This is a genomic window from Leisingera sp. ANG-Vp (assembly GCF_000813725.1).
GTDB lineage: Bacteria > Pseudomonadota > Alphaproteobacteria > Rhodobacterales > Rhodobacteraceae > Leisingera.
The window spans coordinates 1-16,057 of record NZ_JWLD01000058.1; the positions used below are offsets into that span (position 1 = coordinate 1).

The following is a 16,057-nucleotide window of genomic DNA, read 5'->3' on the forward strand; positions in this document are numbered from 1 at the left end:
AGTCCATGGGAGAATGGATACGTCGAAAGCTTTAATGCCCGGCTCCGGGACGAACTGCTGAACCGAGAACTCTTCTACTCGCTGAGGGAGGCTCAGATCATCATCGAAAGCTGGAGGAAACACTACAACACTAAGCGGCCCCACAGCGCCTTGGGATACCGGCCGCCTGCGCCGGAAACCGTCGTCTCGATGGACCAAAGGCCAGTCATGCACTAACAATCAAATCGGACCAGTCAGATCAGGCTCCCCAAGCTCTCCGAAGGACGATGAGCCGATTAAGGTTGTGCTTAGTGTGCCGCTGGTACTTTCCGTCAACATCCCAGTCGAAATGAATTTTTCGGTTTGGGACGGTGCCGATCGGGAGAGCGTTGATTTGGGCGGAAGATTAACAGAGGTCGAGGAAAAGGTGCGAAGACGCGCAACGTTGTCTCTGGAGATTACGGATTTCGATCGAGGCGATCAGAGAATAACCTTCTTGGAAGGTGATCTGGATACATCCTTCTTGGTCGCCGAACTTGGAAACGTGAATGTCTTCGACCTTGAGGAACGTCCCGTAAACGACGAAGAATAGGGCTGCAGGCAGCATCTGGTTCTGCAGGAAATCAGTTCCAAGTTCGAAACGCCACTTTTGTCACTGTTTTTGCTTAGATATATGTTTTTCCTGCAGAAAACCCGTTCTAGGAAGTGTCCACTAAAGAATGGGGCCAGTTCCAAGTTCGGGAGCGCGATTTCAGGAGGTCGCCCGCCACCGGTCCTGTGTTAAAGCTCTGTTTTATGGGCCTTTCAGGGGTGTTGGAGAGTTTGCAATGGGAAATGTCCCAGATTTGCCTTTAGGCGCCATATCGGCCAAATTGCCAGGTATTGAAGGACAAACGCTCTGAGCCTCATCCTAGTTTGAAACTTACCTGAAAGCCCTTTCTAATATAGCGCCATCCGGGTTCTTCCGGCTTCATCCAGTCTCTTCCAGTTACTGCAGTATCAAGTGTCTCCTAACAGGGACACTTCCCGTTTCAGTGCGGGACACTTCCCGTTGCAGCAACTCGTTTTTGAATTTTGCCTGATTTTCAGGGCGTTTCCGGGGGTGTTTGCAGCTCCTGCGGCGCGCCTGGGGCGGCTCTCAGGGCGCCGGGATTGGGACACTTCAAATTGCAGTAGCCGGAAATCCGCCGCCCAAACCGTTAAAAAACGCCGGGCGGCGGAGGTCTTTAAAGGGTGTTTGAAGGGTGTTTTACGGTTTTTGAAGGTTTCGGGCCGAGGCAGCCTAGGCAATGGCCCCGGCCTCATGTTTGACAGAAAAAAACCGGCCACCAAGGCCGGTCACTTTTATCAACTTTTTGCTCTTCCCGGCCTTCTACCGCGGTTGAACGCCCGCATCTACAATAATCAATTGAGAGCCACCTCCAAGGCCAAAGCCTTCGCCTTGAAAGCCATTCGGGCAGATAGTGATCGGTTGGTCGAGCTCAAGTCCCGGGAAGTCTGGAAACTCCATTTCAGCCCCTAAGACAAACCCCCGAGCTTCAAGCCCTGACTTGATTCCTTTCATTAGCGTCGTTGTTCGAGAGTTGGTGCCTGCACGCGCCAAGGCAAAGATGTTACTTTTGTTGAATTTCGAGGCAATCATGTCGAGCATGTCATCCGTTATTTCTACGCGTTTGTTCACATAGACGTCGCCAGTATTTATCAACCCGCTATTGCTTGAGCTCTCAAGCCGAACGCTCCTGTCTTGATGATCTACAGGGCTACCGGCAGCGTTATCGCCAGTGTTTATTGCCCCAAGATTGTTTGAGCTCTCAAGTCGGACACTCCTATCGTGTTTTTCGACAGGTTTGTTTTGCTCAGACTTCTCAAACATTGAACGCAATGCCGGGCGATAAACCCATACCAGTATAGCGACCGACATTAATACACAGAGCCAAGGCAACAGTGGGCTGCCCCCCATGTGTTTTTTGCCAAAGTTTTTCAACGTTTTCCGGAAGCATCGCCATGCCAACTACAGCATCAATGATCGCCCAAACAAAGCTGCCTGTGGTCAGTGCCCACACTAGAATTTTCTGTGTCATACGGCTTTTTTTCATCAATTCCCGGACAGAGTCGACACCGCTCAATATCGTAAAACCCTCGTTCTGATGCTTTTACGAGCGCTTGACGCATCATCGGGAAATGCGTGCTGTAGGCTTGCTTGATGCAATACACAATTCGATGTTGCCGACGATCATCCCCATTTGCATTAGGAAAACTGCGCCAAAACTCCTCAGAACAATGAGCTCGACATTACTGAACGGGAGACTGCTTCTGTGCCGCGCTGCAGAACTGCATACAATTTTCCACCAATCTGGCTTTGCATGTGCAGGGAGGGCAGCAAGGCAGCAGGCGCAGGCAGGTTGAGACTCAGCTTGGATGCAACGCGCTGGCCGGCCTCTCGGAGGGGGCCGCACAGCTATTCTAACGCGGAGCCGGGAACCGTTTGGGCCTTTGTGGAATTTGCACCAGGTTCAGAGCCGGTTCGGCAAGTCTGGAAATGCAAAGGCTCAAACTGGCCCGCCTGCTCCGGTTCCATTCGGCACTACCGGCTGTCGAAACGCAGCCTATCCCAAATCGCCCCGTGGCGGGCAGCTGCTTCGGAGATGGTATCGCCGCTGAGAGTCCAGGAAAGCGCGGTTATGCTCCTCTCCAACTAGTGACAGGTGCTGAAAAATCTTGAAGCAATCTCAGGAACTGTGCCGGCCTGCTCCAGGCTGCCTGGCGCGGACTGGCGGTCCCGTTGACCAAAACACTCTTTACTTACACTTAACAAGGCTCCGGAGATGGAGCATAACCGTACCGTTAACAGTAATTTGAACGGCTGGTAAAAGACAGGCGGGTATTCCTGACCTTAGGTCAAGCTTGTGCGCAATTGAGCCATTGACGCGCCGGGACCGCCGGAACAGTGTCGGGACATGAGCACTGTCCTGAAAATATCCCGTATTCCCCGGCCCTTCGACCCTGATCTCGGCGCCGAGGCGCGCGATCTGGTTCCCGAGCTTTCCGGGGATCTGGCGAACCTCGTAGCGGGGGCCTGCGGCTCGAGCCCGTATCTCAAGGAATTGACCGCACGCGAGTCGGCCTGGCTGCCGGAGGCTTTGCGGGACCCCGCGGCAGCGCTGGCAGAGGTCTTTGACGGATGCCGGGCTCTGGAAGGGAGCCAGCTGAGGCCGGGGCTGCGCCAGGCCAAGCGGCGGGTGGCGCTGCTGACGGCGCTTTGCGATCTGTCCGGCGGCTGGAGCCTGGAGCAGGTGACCGGCGCGCTCACCGATTTCGGTGCGCTTTGCGCTGATGTGGCGGTAAAGGCGGAAATTGCCGCTCTGATCCGCCGCAAGAAACTGCCGGGCCTGACTGATGATGATGTGGAGACCGCCGGAGGGCTGACCATTCTTGCGATGGGCAAGATGGGCGCGCATGAGCTGAACTACAGCTCGGACATAGACCTGATCTGCCTGTTTGATGAAACCCGGTTCGATCCGGACGATTTCTATGAAGCGCGCCAGGGCATGGTGCGCGCCACCAAGAATATGAGCGCGGTGCTGAACGACCGCACCGGCGACGGCTATGTGTTCCGCACCGACCTGCGGCTGCGGCCCGATCCGGCGGTGACCCCGGTTTGCCTGGCGATGGAAGCGGCTGAACGCTACTACGAAAGCCTGGGCCGCACTTGGGAACGGGCAGCCTATATCAAGGCGCGGCCCTGCGCCGGCGACATTGCCGCGGGGGAGAAGTTCCTGAAAAACCTGCGCCCATTCGTCTGGCGGCGGCACTTGGACTTTGCTGCCATCCAGGACGCTCATGACATCCGTCTGCGCATTCGCGAGAACAAGGGCACCGGCGGCGCCCTGTGTGTGCCCGGACACGATATGAAGCTGGGCCGCGGCGGCATCCGGGAGATCGAGTTCTTTACCCAGACCCGGCAGTTGATCGCAGGCGGGCGCGACGAGAGCCTGCGCTTGCGCGGAACCGTCGAAGGGCTGGCGGCGCTGGCAGAAAAGGGCTGGGTGCCGCAGGGCGCGGCCGAAGAACTCAGCGCGCATTACCGCGCCCACCGTGAGGTCGAGCACCGCATTCAGATGGTGCATGACGCCCAAACACACCGGATGCCGAAGTCCGAGGACGGCATCGCCCGGGTGGCTTGCCTGATGGACCGGGACCCGGATCAATTGCTGGCAGAGATCGAAACCCGGCTGGAAGAAGTGCATGAGCTGACCGAAGGCTTTTTTGCCCCGGGCGGCGGGCCTGCGCCGATACCCGATGACACCGCTGAGCTGGACGGTGCCATTATTGCCCGCTGGCCAACCTATCCGGCGCTGCGCTCAAGCCGCGGTGCGCGGATCTTCGAACGTCTCAAGCCGGAGCTGCTGGCCCGCGTTGCCAAAACCGCCAAGCCGGCTGAGACGCTGGTGGCGCTGGACGGTTTCCTTGCGGGCCTGCCGGGCGGGGTGCAGCTGTTTTCGCTGTTCGGAGCCAATCCGCATCTGATCGACCTGCTCGTCGACATCGCCGGCACTTCGCAGGAGCTGGCCAGCTTCCTGTCGCGCAATTCCTCGGTGTTTGATGCGGTGATCGGCGGATCGTTCTTTGACGACTGGCCGAGCCGGGCCCGGCTGCTTGCCGATTTGAAGCACCGGCTGGCGCAGGAGAGCGATTATGAGGCCAGGCTCGACGCTGCCCGCCGCTGGTGCAAGGAGTGGCACTTCCGCATCGGCGTGCATCATCTGCGCGGCCTGACCGACGGGCACCGGGCCGGGGCGCAATATGCCGAACTGGCAGAAGTTGTGATTGCCTGCCTCTCGCCTGAGGTGGTGGCGCAGTTTGCCCGTAAGCACGGCCCGCCGCCGGGCCGGGGGGCTGCCGTTCTGGCAATGGGATCGCTGGGGGCAGGGCAGATCAACTCGCAATCAGACCTTGACGTGATCGTGATCTATGATCCGGGCGAGGCTGAAATGTCCGAGGGCAAGCGGCCGCTGGCCACGCGGCCGTACTTTGCGCGGCTTACCCAAGCCTTTGTCACCGCGCTGTCCGCACCGATGGCACAGGGGCGGCTGTATGAGGTCGACATGCGCCTGCGCCCCTCGGGCACACAAGGCCCGGTGGCGGTCAGCCTCAAGGGCTTCACCCAGTACCAGCAGAACGAGGCCTGGGTATGGGAGCATCTGGCGCTGACCCGCGCCCGGGTGGTTGCGGGCGAGGCCTCCCTGGCCGCTGAGATCGAAGATTTCCGTGCCGGTTTCCTGCGCCAGCCGAGGGAGCGGGGCAAGGTGCTGGCGGAGGTTTCTGAGATGCGGGCGCGGCTGTCAGCGGCCAAAGCGCCCTCTGGCGTGTGGGATGCCAAGAACGGGCCCGGGCGGATGATGGACATCGAGCTGATCTCGCAAGCCGGCGCACTGACCTCCGGCTCGGTGGCCCGCGATGTGGCCGCAGGCCTGCGCGGTGCTGTCGCTGCCGGATGGCTGAGTGACGCTGACGCAGAATACCTGCAGGCCAGTTACCGCTTATTCTGGTCCGTGCAAAGCGCCGCGCGGCTGCTCTCCGGCAAGGCCATCGAGGCGGACAGGATCGGGGAGGGCGGGGCGCAGTTCCTCTGCCGCACCACCGGATATGCCCGGCTGGACGCGCTGGAGCAGGAGCTGCAGGCCCGCTACACGCGCTGCGCCGCGATCATTGCAGAGGCCTTGGAAAGGGATGAGGCGGATGAAGGGCAGCACTGAACAGGACCCGCGCGGTCTGATTTACGAATCCTACCGGATCGACGGCATCACGGATGCGCAATGCCGCAGCATCTTCTTTGACTGGGCGCTGGGCATGGACGCGGCGCGCGACAGCCGTGCGGATATCCAGGCATTGCTGGAAATGTACGGCAATGGCCAGCCGGAGCATCCGATGACGGCGGTTCTGCGCGACGGGCTGGAAGGCGCTGAAAAACCGCGCCGCCGCGGCGGCTGGAGGTCGCGCGAGCGCTGAGTGATGGCGGCGTATATGGCCGGAGCAAATAGTTACCCGGCCATAAACATTCGTTAATTTTTCGCTAAATTGGACGCAAATTGTCCCAATTCCGCCCCGATTGAGCGGCACCTTACCCTTGTCCCCGCCACCGGACCCTCACCGGCAGCGGCTGAAGAATGGTAAGGAGAAGCCCCATGAACATCTTCCGCAGCCTCGCTCTTGTTTCCCTCGGCCTGATGGTTTCCGCCTGTGCGTCGGTTGATGTGCCGTCGCGGAACCTGCCGTTCGAGGCGACCCCCGACGCGGCCGTGCAAGTGCCCGAGGGCTATGAATCCCTGCCGCAGATCGACCCGCTGCCGGCCCTGCGGGTGAGCAGCGTCACGGTTGAAGTGCCCCGCACGCTGACTGTGTCCGAGACCAACAGCTATTTGCCCAAGGGCGACATTGTCTGGCGCGAAGACCCCTTCGGCGACCGCTACGTCCAGGTGCAGGCCATCGTGCAGCGTGCGATGGAGGCCGGCAGCGCTAGCCTGGAAGGGCCGATCGAAGCCGCTTTGCATGTGGAGGTGCAGCGCTTCCACGCCCTGACCCAAAAGGCCCGCTACACCACTGGCGGTATTCACGCGATTACCTTCAAAATGCGCCTGACCGACCCGGCCACCGGCACGCTTTTGCGTCCGGAGAAGGTGGTCGAGGCCGACCTCAAGGCCTTTGGCGGCGCCCGTGCGCTTGAGGCAATGACACGCGGCCAGACCCAGAAAGTGCGCATCACCGGCCATCTGGCCAGTGTGATCCGCCAGGAACTGACCAAGCCCGGCAGCTACCAGAACCCCCGCCTGGGCCTGCTGCAGGCGTTCCAGTAAACGGGCAGGCAGCGGAAAACTTCTTGCAAAGAGGGGCCAGGCGGCCCCTTTTCCTGTTGCGGGCTTACGGATAAGAGGGGGCCATGACAGCCTCCCCTGAAGCGCCGCAGCGCCCCCGTGTGAAAATGAAGCCCAAGTCCAATGCCCGCGCCATCCGGCACGGGTTCCCTTGGGTTTATGCCAATGAGCTGGTCACCGACCGCCGCACCCGAAAACTGGCGCCGGGCACCCTGGCGGTGCTGGAGGACGAGGCGCAACGGCCCCTGGGGCTGGTGTCGGTCAATCCCGAAAGCAAGATCATTGCCCGGATGCTGGACCGTGATCCGGACGCTGGGATCAATCAGGCCTGGTTCGCGGCCCGCCTGTCCCGCGCGCTGGAGATGCGCGAGCGCTTGTACGATGCGCCGTTCTACCGGCTGGTTCATGCGGAATCCGACGGTTTGCCCGGCGTGGTGATCGACCGCTTCGGTGCGGCATGCGTGGTGCAGCCCAACGCTGCCTGGGCCGAGGCGCATCTGGATGCGCTCACCGCCGCCCTGGCCGAAGTGACCGGCGCGGAAGTGATCCTGAAGAACGCTTCCGGCCGCACCCGCAGCCTGGAAGGGCTGGATGACGTCAATCAGACTCTGCTGGGCGAGGCTCCCTCTGCACCGGTTCAGGTGCTGATGAACGGCGCCACCTATATGGCCGACCTCACCGGCGGCCAGAAAACCGGGTTGTTCTTCGACCAGCGCGAAAACCACGCTTTCGCCGCCCGCCTCACCGCGCCCGGCGCCAAAGTGCTGGATGTGTTCTCTCACGTTGGCGGCTTTGGCCTGGCGATGCTGGCCGGCGGGGCAGGGGCAGCCACCTGCGTCGACGGTTCCGCAGCGGCGCTGGAACTGGCCGCCCAGGGCGCAGAAGCCAGCGGCTTCAAGGACAGATTCACGGCCCGCCAGGGCGACGCCTTCGATGTGCTGGCCGCCCTCAAGGAAGAAGGCGAGAGCTATGACGTGGTGATCTGCGATCCGCCGGCCTTTGCCCCCTCAAAACAGGCGCTGGAGGCAGGCCTTCGCGCCTATGAGCGCGTTGCCAAACTGGCCGCTCCGCTGGTCAAACCCGGCGGCTACCTGGGCCTCTGCTCCTGCTCGCACGCGGCAGACCTGGCCAAGTTCCGCAATGCTTCGGCCCGCGGCATCGGCAAATCCGGCCGCCGCGGCACGCTGATCCACACCGGATACGCAGGCCCCGATCATCCGCAGCTGCCTCAGCTGGCCGAAAGCGGCTATCTCAAGGCTGTCTTCTTCCGGCTGGACTGAGCCCGGTGAAACTTCTTCTCGATACCTGCGTACTCTATCCAACGGTGATGCGAGAGATGCTGCTTGGCGCGGCAGGGCTGGGGCATTTCACCCCGCTCTGGTCCGCCCGCATCCTGGGTGAATGGGAGCGCGCGGCCCTGAAACTCGGCCCCGAAGGCGCCGCCCAGGCCAAGGCAGAGATTGCCCTGGTCCGCGCCGGCTGGCCGCAGTCCGAAGTGCCCCCGGCACCGGGCACCGAGGCCCGCCTCTGGCTGCCCGACAGCGCCGATACCCATGTGCTGGCTGCCGCCATCACCGGCCACGCCGACGGCATCGTGACAGTCAATAACAAAGACTTCCCCCGCCACACCCTGGCCGAGGAAGGGCTGGAGCGCCTTGGCCCGGATGAGCTGCTCTACCGCTTCTGGCTGGATGACAGCGCAGGGATGGAAGCACTGGGCAGCCGGGTTCTGGCAGAGGCCAACCGCCTCTCCGGCGGCGGCTGGGAGATCCGCCCGCTGCTGAAAAAGGCCCGGCTGCCGCGCCTGGCGAAAGCTTTGTCTTCTTCTTTGTGAAAATACTCCGGGGAGTTTGAGGGGCAGGCCCCTCAAATCCGCCAGGCTCTCAGCCCTTCGCCCATTTGTCTTCCAGCCGCTCCAGCGCCTCGATCCGTTCTTCGGTCTTGGGGTGGCTCATCAGCCAGGCAGGCGCCATGCCGGCCCTTTGCTGGGTCAGCTCTTCCAGCTTGGCAAACAGGCTCTTTTGCGGCGCCAGCCCGATGCCTGCCTTGGTCAGCAGCGCTGCGGCATATTCATCCGCCTCATATTCGTCCCCGCGCGACAGGCGCGCCGCAATCAGATTGGTCAGCACGCCGGCAATCCACGGCCCCACAATGGGAATATAGCGGCCCAGGATCATCATCAGCGCGGTGCGCAGCGCGTTCTGGCCGGAGAAGTCGATCATCCGCTTCCGGGCGTGCCCCAGCGCCACATGCCCCAGCTCATGGGCGATCACCGACGCCATTTCCTCAGCGCTCACCTCGCCGTTCTGGTACTTGCGGTAAAAGCCGCGGGTGATGAAGATCCGCCCGTCAGGGGCGGCCAGCCCGTTGACCGGGTCGACCTCGTAGATATGCACGGGGATGCGTGCGATGTTCAGCGCCGCGGCCAGCCGGTCGGTCAGCTTCTTCAGCTTTGGGTCCGCCAGTTCGGTCGAGCGCTGATCCAGCTCGCGGTGCGTGCGCCAGACGGAAATCCGGTACATGACCAGGCCATAGGCTATTGCCAGCAGGATCGGTGTCAAACGCAGCATGAGGCAGATATGGGGCCTGTGGCGCGCAGGCTCAAGCGCAAAGCCGGGCTGCAGCCGGAGATTCCGCGGGAAGCCTGCCGCCGGCGGCACCGCGCCGCGCCCTGCGCGGCGTCCGGCCCAACGGGCGCGGTGCCTTTTCAAAGGTACCGGCGGCGGGCGGGAGCAGTTGCCGGAACTGCGCGCCTCCCGCCGCCGGCTCCCAGGGGGGCGCCCCTAGGGCCCCGGCCCTAGTTCATTCCCAGCTTCCCCGGGAATTCGATGTTGATCTCCAGGCTCGACAGCTCGTCGCCGCGTTCCATGCGGATGTCGATGGCTTCGTCGCCGATCTGCATATGCCGCCGGATCACCTCCAGGATGTCGCGCTGCAATTGCGGCAGGCAGTCGGGGCGGGTGCCGCCGCTGCGCTCATGCGCCAGCAGGATCTGCAGGCGTTCCTTGGCCGTGCTGGCCGAGGCTTTGCGGGGGCGGAGGGAAAAGCCGAACATGCTCACGCGGTCCTTCCGAACAGGCGCTGCAGCAGGCCGGGGCGCCGGTCGGCGGCAATGCGCATTTCGATCTGCTCGCCGATCAGCCGGCCCGCTGCATCCTCGTATGCGGTGCCGGCAGCGGAGGGCTCATCCAGCACCACCGGCACGCCAAGATTGGAGGCGCGCAGAACCGCAGCGCTTTCGGGAATGATGCCCAGCAGGGGAACCGCGAGGATCTCCAGCACATCCTCCACCGGCATCATCTCGCCGCTGTCGATCCGGGCCTTGTTGTGGCGGGTGATCAGCACCTGCGCCTTCACCGGCTCGGCGCCTTCTTTTCCGGCGCGTTCGGTGATGCTGTTCAGAAGGCCCAGCACCCGGTCGCTGTCGCGGACCGAGGAGACCTCGGGGTTGGTCACAACAATCGCCTCATCGGCAAAATACATCGCCATCTGCGCGCCGCGCTCGATCCCGGCCGGGCTGTCGCAGATGATGTAGTCGAAGTCCTGGCGCAGCTCTTCCAGCACTTTCTCCACACCTTCGCGGGTCAGCGCATCCTTGTCGCGGGTCTGCGAGGTGGGCAGCACCGACAATGTCTCCAGCCGCCGGTCGCGGATCAGCGCCTGCTTCAGCTTGGCATCGCCCTGAATGACGTTGATGAAGTCGAAGACCACCCGCCGCTCGCAGCCCATGATCATGTCGAGGTTGCGCAGGCCGACGTCGAAATCGATCACCACCGTCTTATGGCCGCGCCGGGCCAGTTCGGCACCCACCGCCGCGGAAGTTGTTGTCTTGCCGACGCCGCCTTTGCCGGAGGTGACGACAATCACCTTGCCCAGCGGCGCTTCCGGTATCAGGTCCTTGCTCATTGCCCTGCCTTTCCTAGTCCATTGCCTCGACGCACAGCCGCTCGTCACGCAGGAACACCTGCGCCGGGCGTCCCTGCAGTCCGGGCTCCAAAGTCTCGCTTGTCCGGTAGAGCCCTGCGACCGCCAGCAGCTCCGCCTTCAGGCTGCGGCAGAAAATGCGGGCGCTCTCATCGCCTTCTGCCCCGGCCATGGCACGGCCCCGCATGGGGCCGTAGACATGAATGCTGCCGCGCGCGATCAGCTCGGCGCCGGAGCTGACAGGCCCCACCACAATCAGATCGCCGCCCTCGGCCACCACCGACTGGCCCGAGCGCACCGGCTCGGTGATCAGGCGGTTTTCCGGCGGGCGCAGCTTCTTGGGAATATCCTTGCGCAGCCCGGGGCCGGTGTTCAGCGGCGCATCCTTGCCGCTGGCCAGAAGGATCAGCCCGGCATCCTCAGCCGCGGCTTCCTGCAGGGCGGTGGCATTCTGCACCCCGAAAACCGCCAGCCCGCGGCTGCGCAGGCTGTCCGCCAGCGCCCGCAGCTGGGCCGGTCGGCTGAGGTTCGGTGCCTGCGCCAGATCCAGGATCAGCGGTGCGCCGTCAAAGAAATGCGGGCTCCAGCGCAGCTGCGCATCGAGGGCTGCGTAGAAGGCCTGGTCCAGCGGCCCCTCTTCGGGGCGCAGAGCCACGGCGGTGAAGTAGCGGCCGCGGATCTGGAACGGCTTCACGCTGGCGGCGGGGGCGCCGCCACGGGGTTTGATGTCTTGATGCGGCACGCTCACGCGATGCTCCTGCTCGGGGATGGCGGCCTTTTATGTGCCGCGCCTTTTCCTCTTGTGTAGCGTCTGGACGGCGCGCCGTTCAACCGGGGTGCAAAGGCTTCGGCGGACATGCGCCGGATGCCGCATCCGGCGGCGGATTTCCGCAGGCGGACCACTGCAGGTTGCGCCGGGCAGAGGATGCGTTGGCGGTGTTCCGCCGGCCTAGAGAGGCAAGGGAGGAGATTTCCCCGAGATCTCGAAATCCCATGCTGCAGACCATGTGCTGCCGGAGCGCTCCAGGATCAGATAGTTCCGCTCCGCCGCATAACGCCCTGCCTGGCCGGGGATTTTGCGGATCCGGATGGGGTGGCCTTTGAGCGGCGCGTCCCCCAGCCATGACAGCATCCCCAGCACTTTGGCCCAGGCCCGGGGCGGCGCCCGGTGGGCAATGCCCGAGGCCACCAGCTGGTGCAGGGTCTTGCCGCCGCCAAGCGTCATTTCGCCCCGGGTGGCCAGATGGATCTCGCCCGATACGGCAGTGACCTCCTGCTCCGGTCTGGCAGCCATGTCCCGCACCAGCCGCAGCATCCGCCGCCAGGAGGCCCGGTGCGCCCGGCTTTGCCACTGGTCGCGCAAGTCGTCTTCATACTTTTGCATCCGGGGTGTCATAACCATAAGCAGTTCCAGCAGCGACAGCCGCGGTCCCAGCAAGGGCACGCTGGACAGGATGAAGGTGCGCCCTGGCGCGTCTGCTTCCGCGGCGGCCTTCAGCATCCGCCAGCCGCCCCGCGCCATCACCCGGCGGCGGCTGCGCTCAGAGCGCAGATCAGGCGCCAGCAGCCGCAGGCCGGGGGCCTCGACGCTCCAGCCGAGGTGAGTGCCCTCCGGGTCGGCAAACCGCGGCGGCAGATCACCGTCGGTGCAGCCGTGCTGAAACAGCAGGGCGGCTTCGCGGGCGGCTGCAAACAGGGTTTGCCCCACCGGCGAATAGGTGCGCGAACGGCGCAAGGACCCCCAGCCGTCGCAGATGTCGTGATCGTCCCATTGCATCAGCGAGGGCACCCGGGCGGCAATCCAGGCAAACTCCGGAGCGGCGTAGACCGCCAGATAGCGCTGCATGAAGCGTTCCCGCAGGTGATCCCGAAGATCCGCAAGATCCTCCCGCGACGGATCGCGCGGCAGCCGGTCCGGCCAGTTGCGGCTTAACGGGTGGCCATCGGTCACCTCATCCGCATAGACCTGATCGCCGCCATGCAGGAGCAGAGAAAAGGGCGCACGGCCGTGCTCCTCTCCCATCCGGGCCCACATTGCATTGCGCTCGTTTGCATCGCGGTCCAGATCGCCTTGCTCTTCGCCATTGCAGGAGGCATAGGCCATGCGCATACCGCCGCAAAAACCGCCCGCCACCTGGAAGCTCTGCCCGTTCCAGAAGTAGGCAGAGGGTCGGTCCGCAGGCAGCGTGAACCGGGCCCGGTGCACAGAGATTTCTGTGTAGTCCGCAAGATTTTCTGGTGGATGAATGATGCCTTCCGCCTCGACGGGCGGCACAGGAAAGCCCTTCGGCGCAAGAAACAGCGCGGCCAGCTGCATCCGGCCGTCGCAGATTGCATCAAGTATCAGGATCGGGCCGGTGACAGGGCCGGTTGGGGAACTGCTCATGGTGAGCAGAGCTAAGACGCCGGGGCACGCCAATCAAGAGCCTCAAGAGGCGGCGAAGCGCTCCCGCCCGTTCGGCCTGCATTGAAAATGCCGGCCTCCCGGTTGGGCCCGGCGCCGGACCGTTGGTCCGGCGCGCATCCTGCCTGCCAGAGGCAGGCAGGATGCCATGCCCAAGGCTGCCAAGGGGGGGCTGGCGCCAGCCAGTGCACCTGCAGGCGCGGGAGGGCTTGCCTCTGCCGGATAGGGTCTTACCGGGACAGCTCCCGCATGCCGCGCTCCAGGCCGTCCAGGGTCATCGGCACCATCCGGTCCTCGAAAATCTCCCGGATCATGCCTATCGAATGCGTGTAGTCCCAGTATTTCTCCGGCACCGGATTGATCCAGAGGTTGGATGTCCAAGCCTCCCGCGCGCGCTGCAGCCAGACCTGGCCTGCCTCCTCGTTCCAGTGCTCATTGGCGCCGCCGGGATAGGCGATTTCATAGGGCGACATCGAGGCGTCGCCCACGAAGATGCATTTGTAGTCCGGTCCGTAGGTGCGCAGCACCTCATGGGTCGGTGTCTTCTCGTTCCAGCGCCGCCGGTTGTCGCGCCAGACGCCTTCATAGAGGCAATTGTGAAAGTAGTAATACTCCAGATGCTTGAACTCGGCGCGGGCAGCGGAAAACAGCTCCTCCACCACCTGAATATGCGGATCCATCGAGCCGCCCACGTCCAGGAACAGCAGCACCTTCACCGCATTGTGCCGCTCCGGCCGGGTCTTCACGTCCAGATAGCCGTGTTCGGCGGTGGAGCGGATGGTGCCGTCCAGGTCCAGTTCCTCCTGCGCGCCTTCGCGGACCCAGCGGCGCAGGCGTTTCAGAGCCACCTTGATATTGCGGGTGCCAAGCTCGACATCCCCGTCAAGGTTCTTGAACTCGCGCTTGTCCCAGACCTTGACCGCACGCTGGTGGCGGCTTTCCTTTTGGCCGATGCGCACGCCCTCGGGATTGTAGCCATAGGCGCCAAAAGGCGAGGTGCCCGCGGTGCCGATCCACTTGCTGCCGCCCTGGTGGCGGCCCTGCTGTTCCTTCAGGCGTTCTTTCAGCGTCTCCATCAGCTTGTCGAACCCGCCAAGCGCCTCGATCTCAGCCTTCTCTTCCTCTGAGAGATGCTTTTCCGCCATCTTGGCGAGCCACTCTTCGGGAATGTCGACGGCCTCCATCACCGCCTCGGACGGGATCGCTTCCAGCCCCTCGAAGGTAGCGGCAAAGGCGCGGTCGAACTTGTCGATGTTGCGCTCGTCCTTCACCATCGCCGCCCGGGCGAGGAAGTAGAAAGCCTCGATGTCATAGGTCGCCAGCCCCGCTTTCATGCCTTCCAGAAAGGTCAAATACTCGCGCAGGGACACCGGGATGGAGGCCTTGCGCAGGTTTTCAAAGAAGGGCTGGAACATCGCGGGGCCTCCGGCAGGGTTACGCCAGCACCCGGTGGGTCAGGATGGTTGCCAGCAGGCCGAGAATACCAAATATGATGGCGTAGACAGCCCCGTATTGCAGCATGTCCAACGTGTTGCCGCCACGTTTGCGGGCCTTCAGAGCACCAGTGAGGGCGCCCAGCAGCACCGCGGCAATTACGATCATGGTTCTTTCCGTTTCCTTAGTTCAGCCGGTTCGGGATCAGGGGGCAGAGGGGCGCAGCGCGGCGATTTCCTCGAGCCGGGCCTCGACCACCCAATCCGGGCCAAAGCCGTAGCGTGCCCATCCCAGGCTGTCCAGCCTGACACGGCGCGCCTCGGCATTGCGGCCCGCCAGTTCAAGCGCCTCCGCCTGCAGCATCAGCAGCGTCGCCAGCAGGGCCGCATTCTCATGCTGCGCCGCTGCAGCGGCAGCCGGTTCCAGCCGCTTCATTGCGGCAGCACCGTTTCCATGGGCGATATCCCAGGCCGCGAGCTGAACAGTCAGCTTGGCCTGATGCATTCGGGTTCCGGGCAGGCCGGCCAGAAAGCTCTCGGCCGTGCGGAAATGCTTCTGCGCCAGTTCAGGCTCGCGGATGCGCAGCATCCGGCCCAGCGTGTAGTGGCTCAAGGCGCGGCGGTGGTCCTGCCAGCCCAGATCGCGGGCAATTGCGGCGGCCCGGTTTGCAGACCGCAGCCGGTCCCGCAGCGAGGCTTGCGGACCCAGGGCCTGTTCAAAAGCCGTAATCCAGGCGCGCGGTGTTTCCGGCAGCCACTGCGTTGCAGCCTGATTGCCGCCCGGGTTCAGCCGCGTCAGGATTGCGGGCAGGCGGGCCTCGACCTCAGCCCGGCTCATACCGGTGCGCAGCTCCGGCGCATAGGTCGCGCGCAGGATCAGCATGTCGAAACCAGTCAGAACTGCGTGAATGTTGTCGTCATTGAAGATCGAATCCGGCAGCCGGTAGAGATCATTCAGCGGGCCGATCGCCTGCGCCAGTTCCTCATGCAGGCAGTCGCGCACTTCCTGCGGGCTGACGTCATTGGGGATGAAGACGGCCAGCCGTTCGCGGCTGCGCAGCAGCGACCAGTTGGTGCGGGCGGCACGCCGGTTGCGGCGGTATTCTGCCAGCGACGAGACATTGGGCACCACAAAACAGGCGGCCTTGGGCAGGGCCCGGCGAATCTCGGCACGGGTCACAGATTGAATGGTGATATTGGCGCCGCCGCTGGAGACGCGGCTGATGCTTATCCCGGCCTCATCCCGCAGCCGGGCCAGCAATGTGTTCAGGTCGCGGGTGAACCCTGGCGCCGGATCACCGGTAACACGCAGGGAGATAGGCCCTTCGAAACGGGTGAACTGGGGCAGGGTGCTGCCGCCTTCCAGTGCAAAATGCAGATCCAGGAAATCCCGCGCGATATCAGCGTTTGAGCGCTGCGGCGGGCGGGGGATGCGGGGGGCGAAC

At 63.4% G+C, this 16,057-nt stretch carries 17 protein-coding genes; 8 read left to right on the forward strand and 9 right to left on the reverse strand.

The genetic code is table 11. From position 1 onward, the window contains the following. The 3 genes from RA20_RS18070 to RA20_RS25465 all read left to right on the forward strand — a co-directional run. The coding region (locus RA20_RS18070) for an integrase core domain-containing protein (protein ID WP_039131980.1) at window positions 1-216 on the forward strand (216 nt) is incomplete at its 5' end. Window positions 217-292: 76 nt separating this feature from the next. Continuing rightward, on the forward strand, window positions 293-571 hold the full coding sequence (locus tag RA20_RS25460; protein WP_152618542.1) for a hypothetical protein: 279 nt from the start codon (window positions 293-295) through the stop codon (window positions 569-571). Between the two features lie 459 nt (window positions 572-1,030). Next, window positions 1,031-1,501 (forward strand): hypothetical protein, encoded by a 471-nt coding sequence (locus RA20_RS25465; RefSeq protein WP_152618543.1) that lies wholly within the window; start codon window positions 1,031-1,033, stop codon window positions 1,499-1,501. Between the two features lie 343 nt (window positions 1,502-1,844). Here RA20_RS25465 and RA20_RS25470 read toward each other — a convergent pair whose 3' ends face one another. Continuing rightward, complete coding sequence (locus RA20_RS25470; protein WP_152618544.1) at window positions 1,845-2,060, reverse strand: hypothetical protein; 216 nt, start codon at window positions 2,058-2,060, stop codon at window positions 1,845-1,847. An 876-nt stretch (window positions 2,061-2,936) separates the two neighbouring features. Here RA20_RS25470 and RA20_RS18085 point away from each other — a divergent pair. The 5 genes from RA20_RS18085 to RA20_RS18105 all read left to right on the forward strand — a co-directional run bounded on the left by RA20_RS18085 (window position 2,937) and on the right by RA20_RS18105 (window position 8,685). After that, window positions 2,937-5,735 carry a [protein-PII] uridylyltransferase family protein gene (locus RA20_RS18085; protein ID WP_039131986.1) on the forward strand — a complete coding sequence of 933 codons (2,799 nt, stop codon included), beginning with the start codon at window positions 2,937-2,939 and terminating at the stop codon, window positions 5,733-5,735. Continuing rightward, a complete protein-coding gene (locus RA20_RS18090; protein ID WP_039131987.1) occupies window positions 5,719-5,988 on the forward strand; it encodes a hypothetical protein in 270 nt (89 codons plus the stop codon). Before RA20_RS18085 ends, RA20_RS18090 begins: the two co-directional genes overlap by 17 nt. A 176-nt stretch (window positions 5,989-6,164) precedes the next feature. Beyond that, window positions 6,165-6,833, forward strand: coding sequence for a DUF6778 family protein (locus RA20_RS18095; protein ID WP_039131992.1), 669 nt, complete (start codon window positions 6,165-6,167; stop codon window positions 6,831-6,833). Between the two features lie 83 nt (window positions 6,834-6,916). Then, window positions 6,917-8,131 carry an RSP_2647 family RNA methyltransferase gene (locus RA20_RS18100; protein ID WP_039131995.1) on the forward strand — a complete coding sequence of 405 codons (1,215 nt, stop codon included), beginning with the start codon at window positions 6,917-6,919 and terminating at the stop codon, window positions 8,129-8,131. Window positions 8,132-8,136: 5 nt separating this feature from the next. Next, window positions 8,137-8,685, forward strand: coding sequence for an RSP_2648 family PIN domain-containing protein (locus tag RA20_RS18105; RefSeq protein ID WP_039131998.1), 549 nt, complete (start codon window positions 8,137-8,139; stop codon window positions 8,683-8,685). A 49-nt stretch (window positions 8,686-8,734) separates the two neighbouring features. Here the strand turns inward: RA20_RS18105 and RA20_RS18110 are convergent, their stop codons facing one another. The 8 genes from RA20_RS18110 to RA20_RS18145 form a co-directional block, all read right to left on the reverse strand. Further along, window positions 8,735-9,421 carry a M48 family metallopeptidase gene (locus RA20_RS18110; RefSeq protein ID WP_039132016.1) on the reverse strand — a complete coding sequence of 229 codons (687 nt, stop codon included), beginning with the start codon at window positions 9,419-9,421 and terminating at the stop codon, window positions 8,735-8,737. Between the two features lie 227 nt (window positions 9,422-9,648). Next, window positions 9,649-9,906 carry a cell division topological specificity factor MinE gene (gene minE / locus RA20_RS18115; protein WP_039132001.1) on the reverse strand — a complete coding sequence of 86 codons (258 nt, stop codon included), beginning with the start codon at window positions 9,904-9,906 and terminating at the stop codon, window positions 9,649-9,651. 2 nt (window positions 9,907-9,908) lie between these two features. Continuing rightward, window positions 9,909-10,757 carry a septum site-determining protein MinD gene (minD, locus tag RA20_RS18120; protein WP_039132003.1) on the reverse strand — a complete coding sequence of 283 codons (849 nt, stop codon included), beginning with the start codon at window positions 10,755-10,757 and terminating at the stop codon, window positions 9,909-9,911. 13 nt (window positions 10,758-10,770) lie between these two features. Then, window positions 10,771-11,523 (reverse strand): septum site-determining protein MinC, encoded by a 753-nt coding sequence (minC, locus tag RA20_RS18125; RefSeq protein ID WP_039132006.1) that lies wholly within the window; start codon window positions 11,521-11,523, stop codon window positions 10,771-10,773. A gap of 201 nt (window positions 11,524-11,724) precedes the next feature. Beyond that, window positions 11,725-13,161 (reverse strand): alkaline phosphatase D family protein, encoded by a 1,437-nt coding sequence (locus tag RA20_RS18130; RefSeq protein WP_039132009.1) that lies wholly within the window; start codon window positions 13,159-13,161, stop codon window positions 11,725-11,727. A gap of 248 nt (window positions 13,162-13,409) precedes the next feature. Then, window positions 13,410-14,594: a vWA domain-containing protein gene (locus RA20_RS18135; protein ID WP_039132010.1), complete on the reverse strand. Its 1,185-nt coding sequence runs from the start codon at window positions 14,592-14,594 to the stop codon at window positions 13,410-13,412. Window positions 14,595-14,613: 19 nt separating this feature from the next. Beyond that, window positions 14,614-14,781, reverse strand: coding sequence for a hypothetical protein (locus tag RA20_RS25845; protein WP_039132012.1), 168 nt, complete (start codon window positions 14,779-14,781; stop codon window positions 14,614-14,616). Window positions 14,782-14,817: 36 nt separating this feature from the next. Next, window positions 14,818-16,057: DUF2927 domain-containing protein (locus RA20_RS18145; protein WP_039132014.1), on the reverse strand; the 1,240-nt coding region annotated here is incomplete at its 5' end.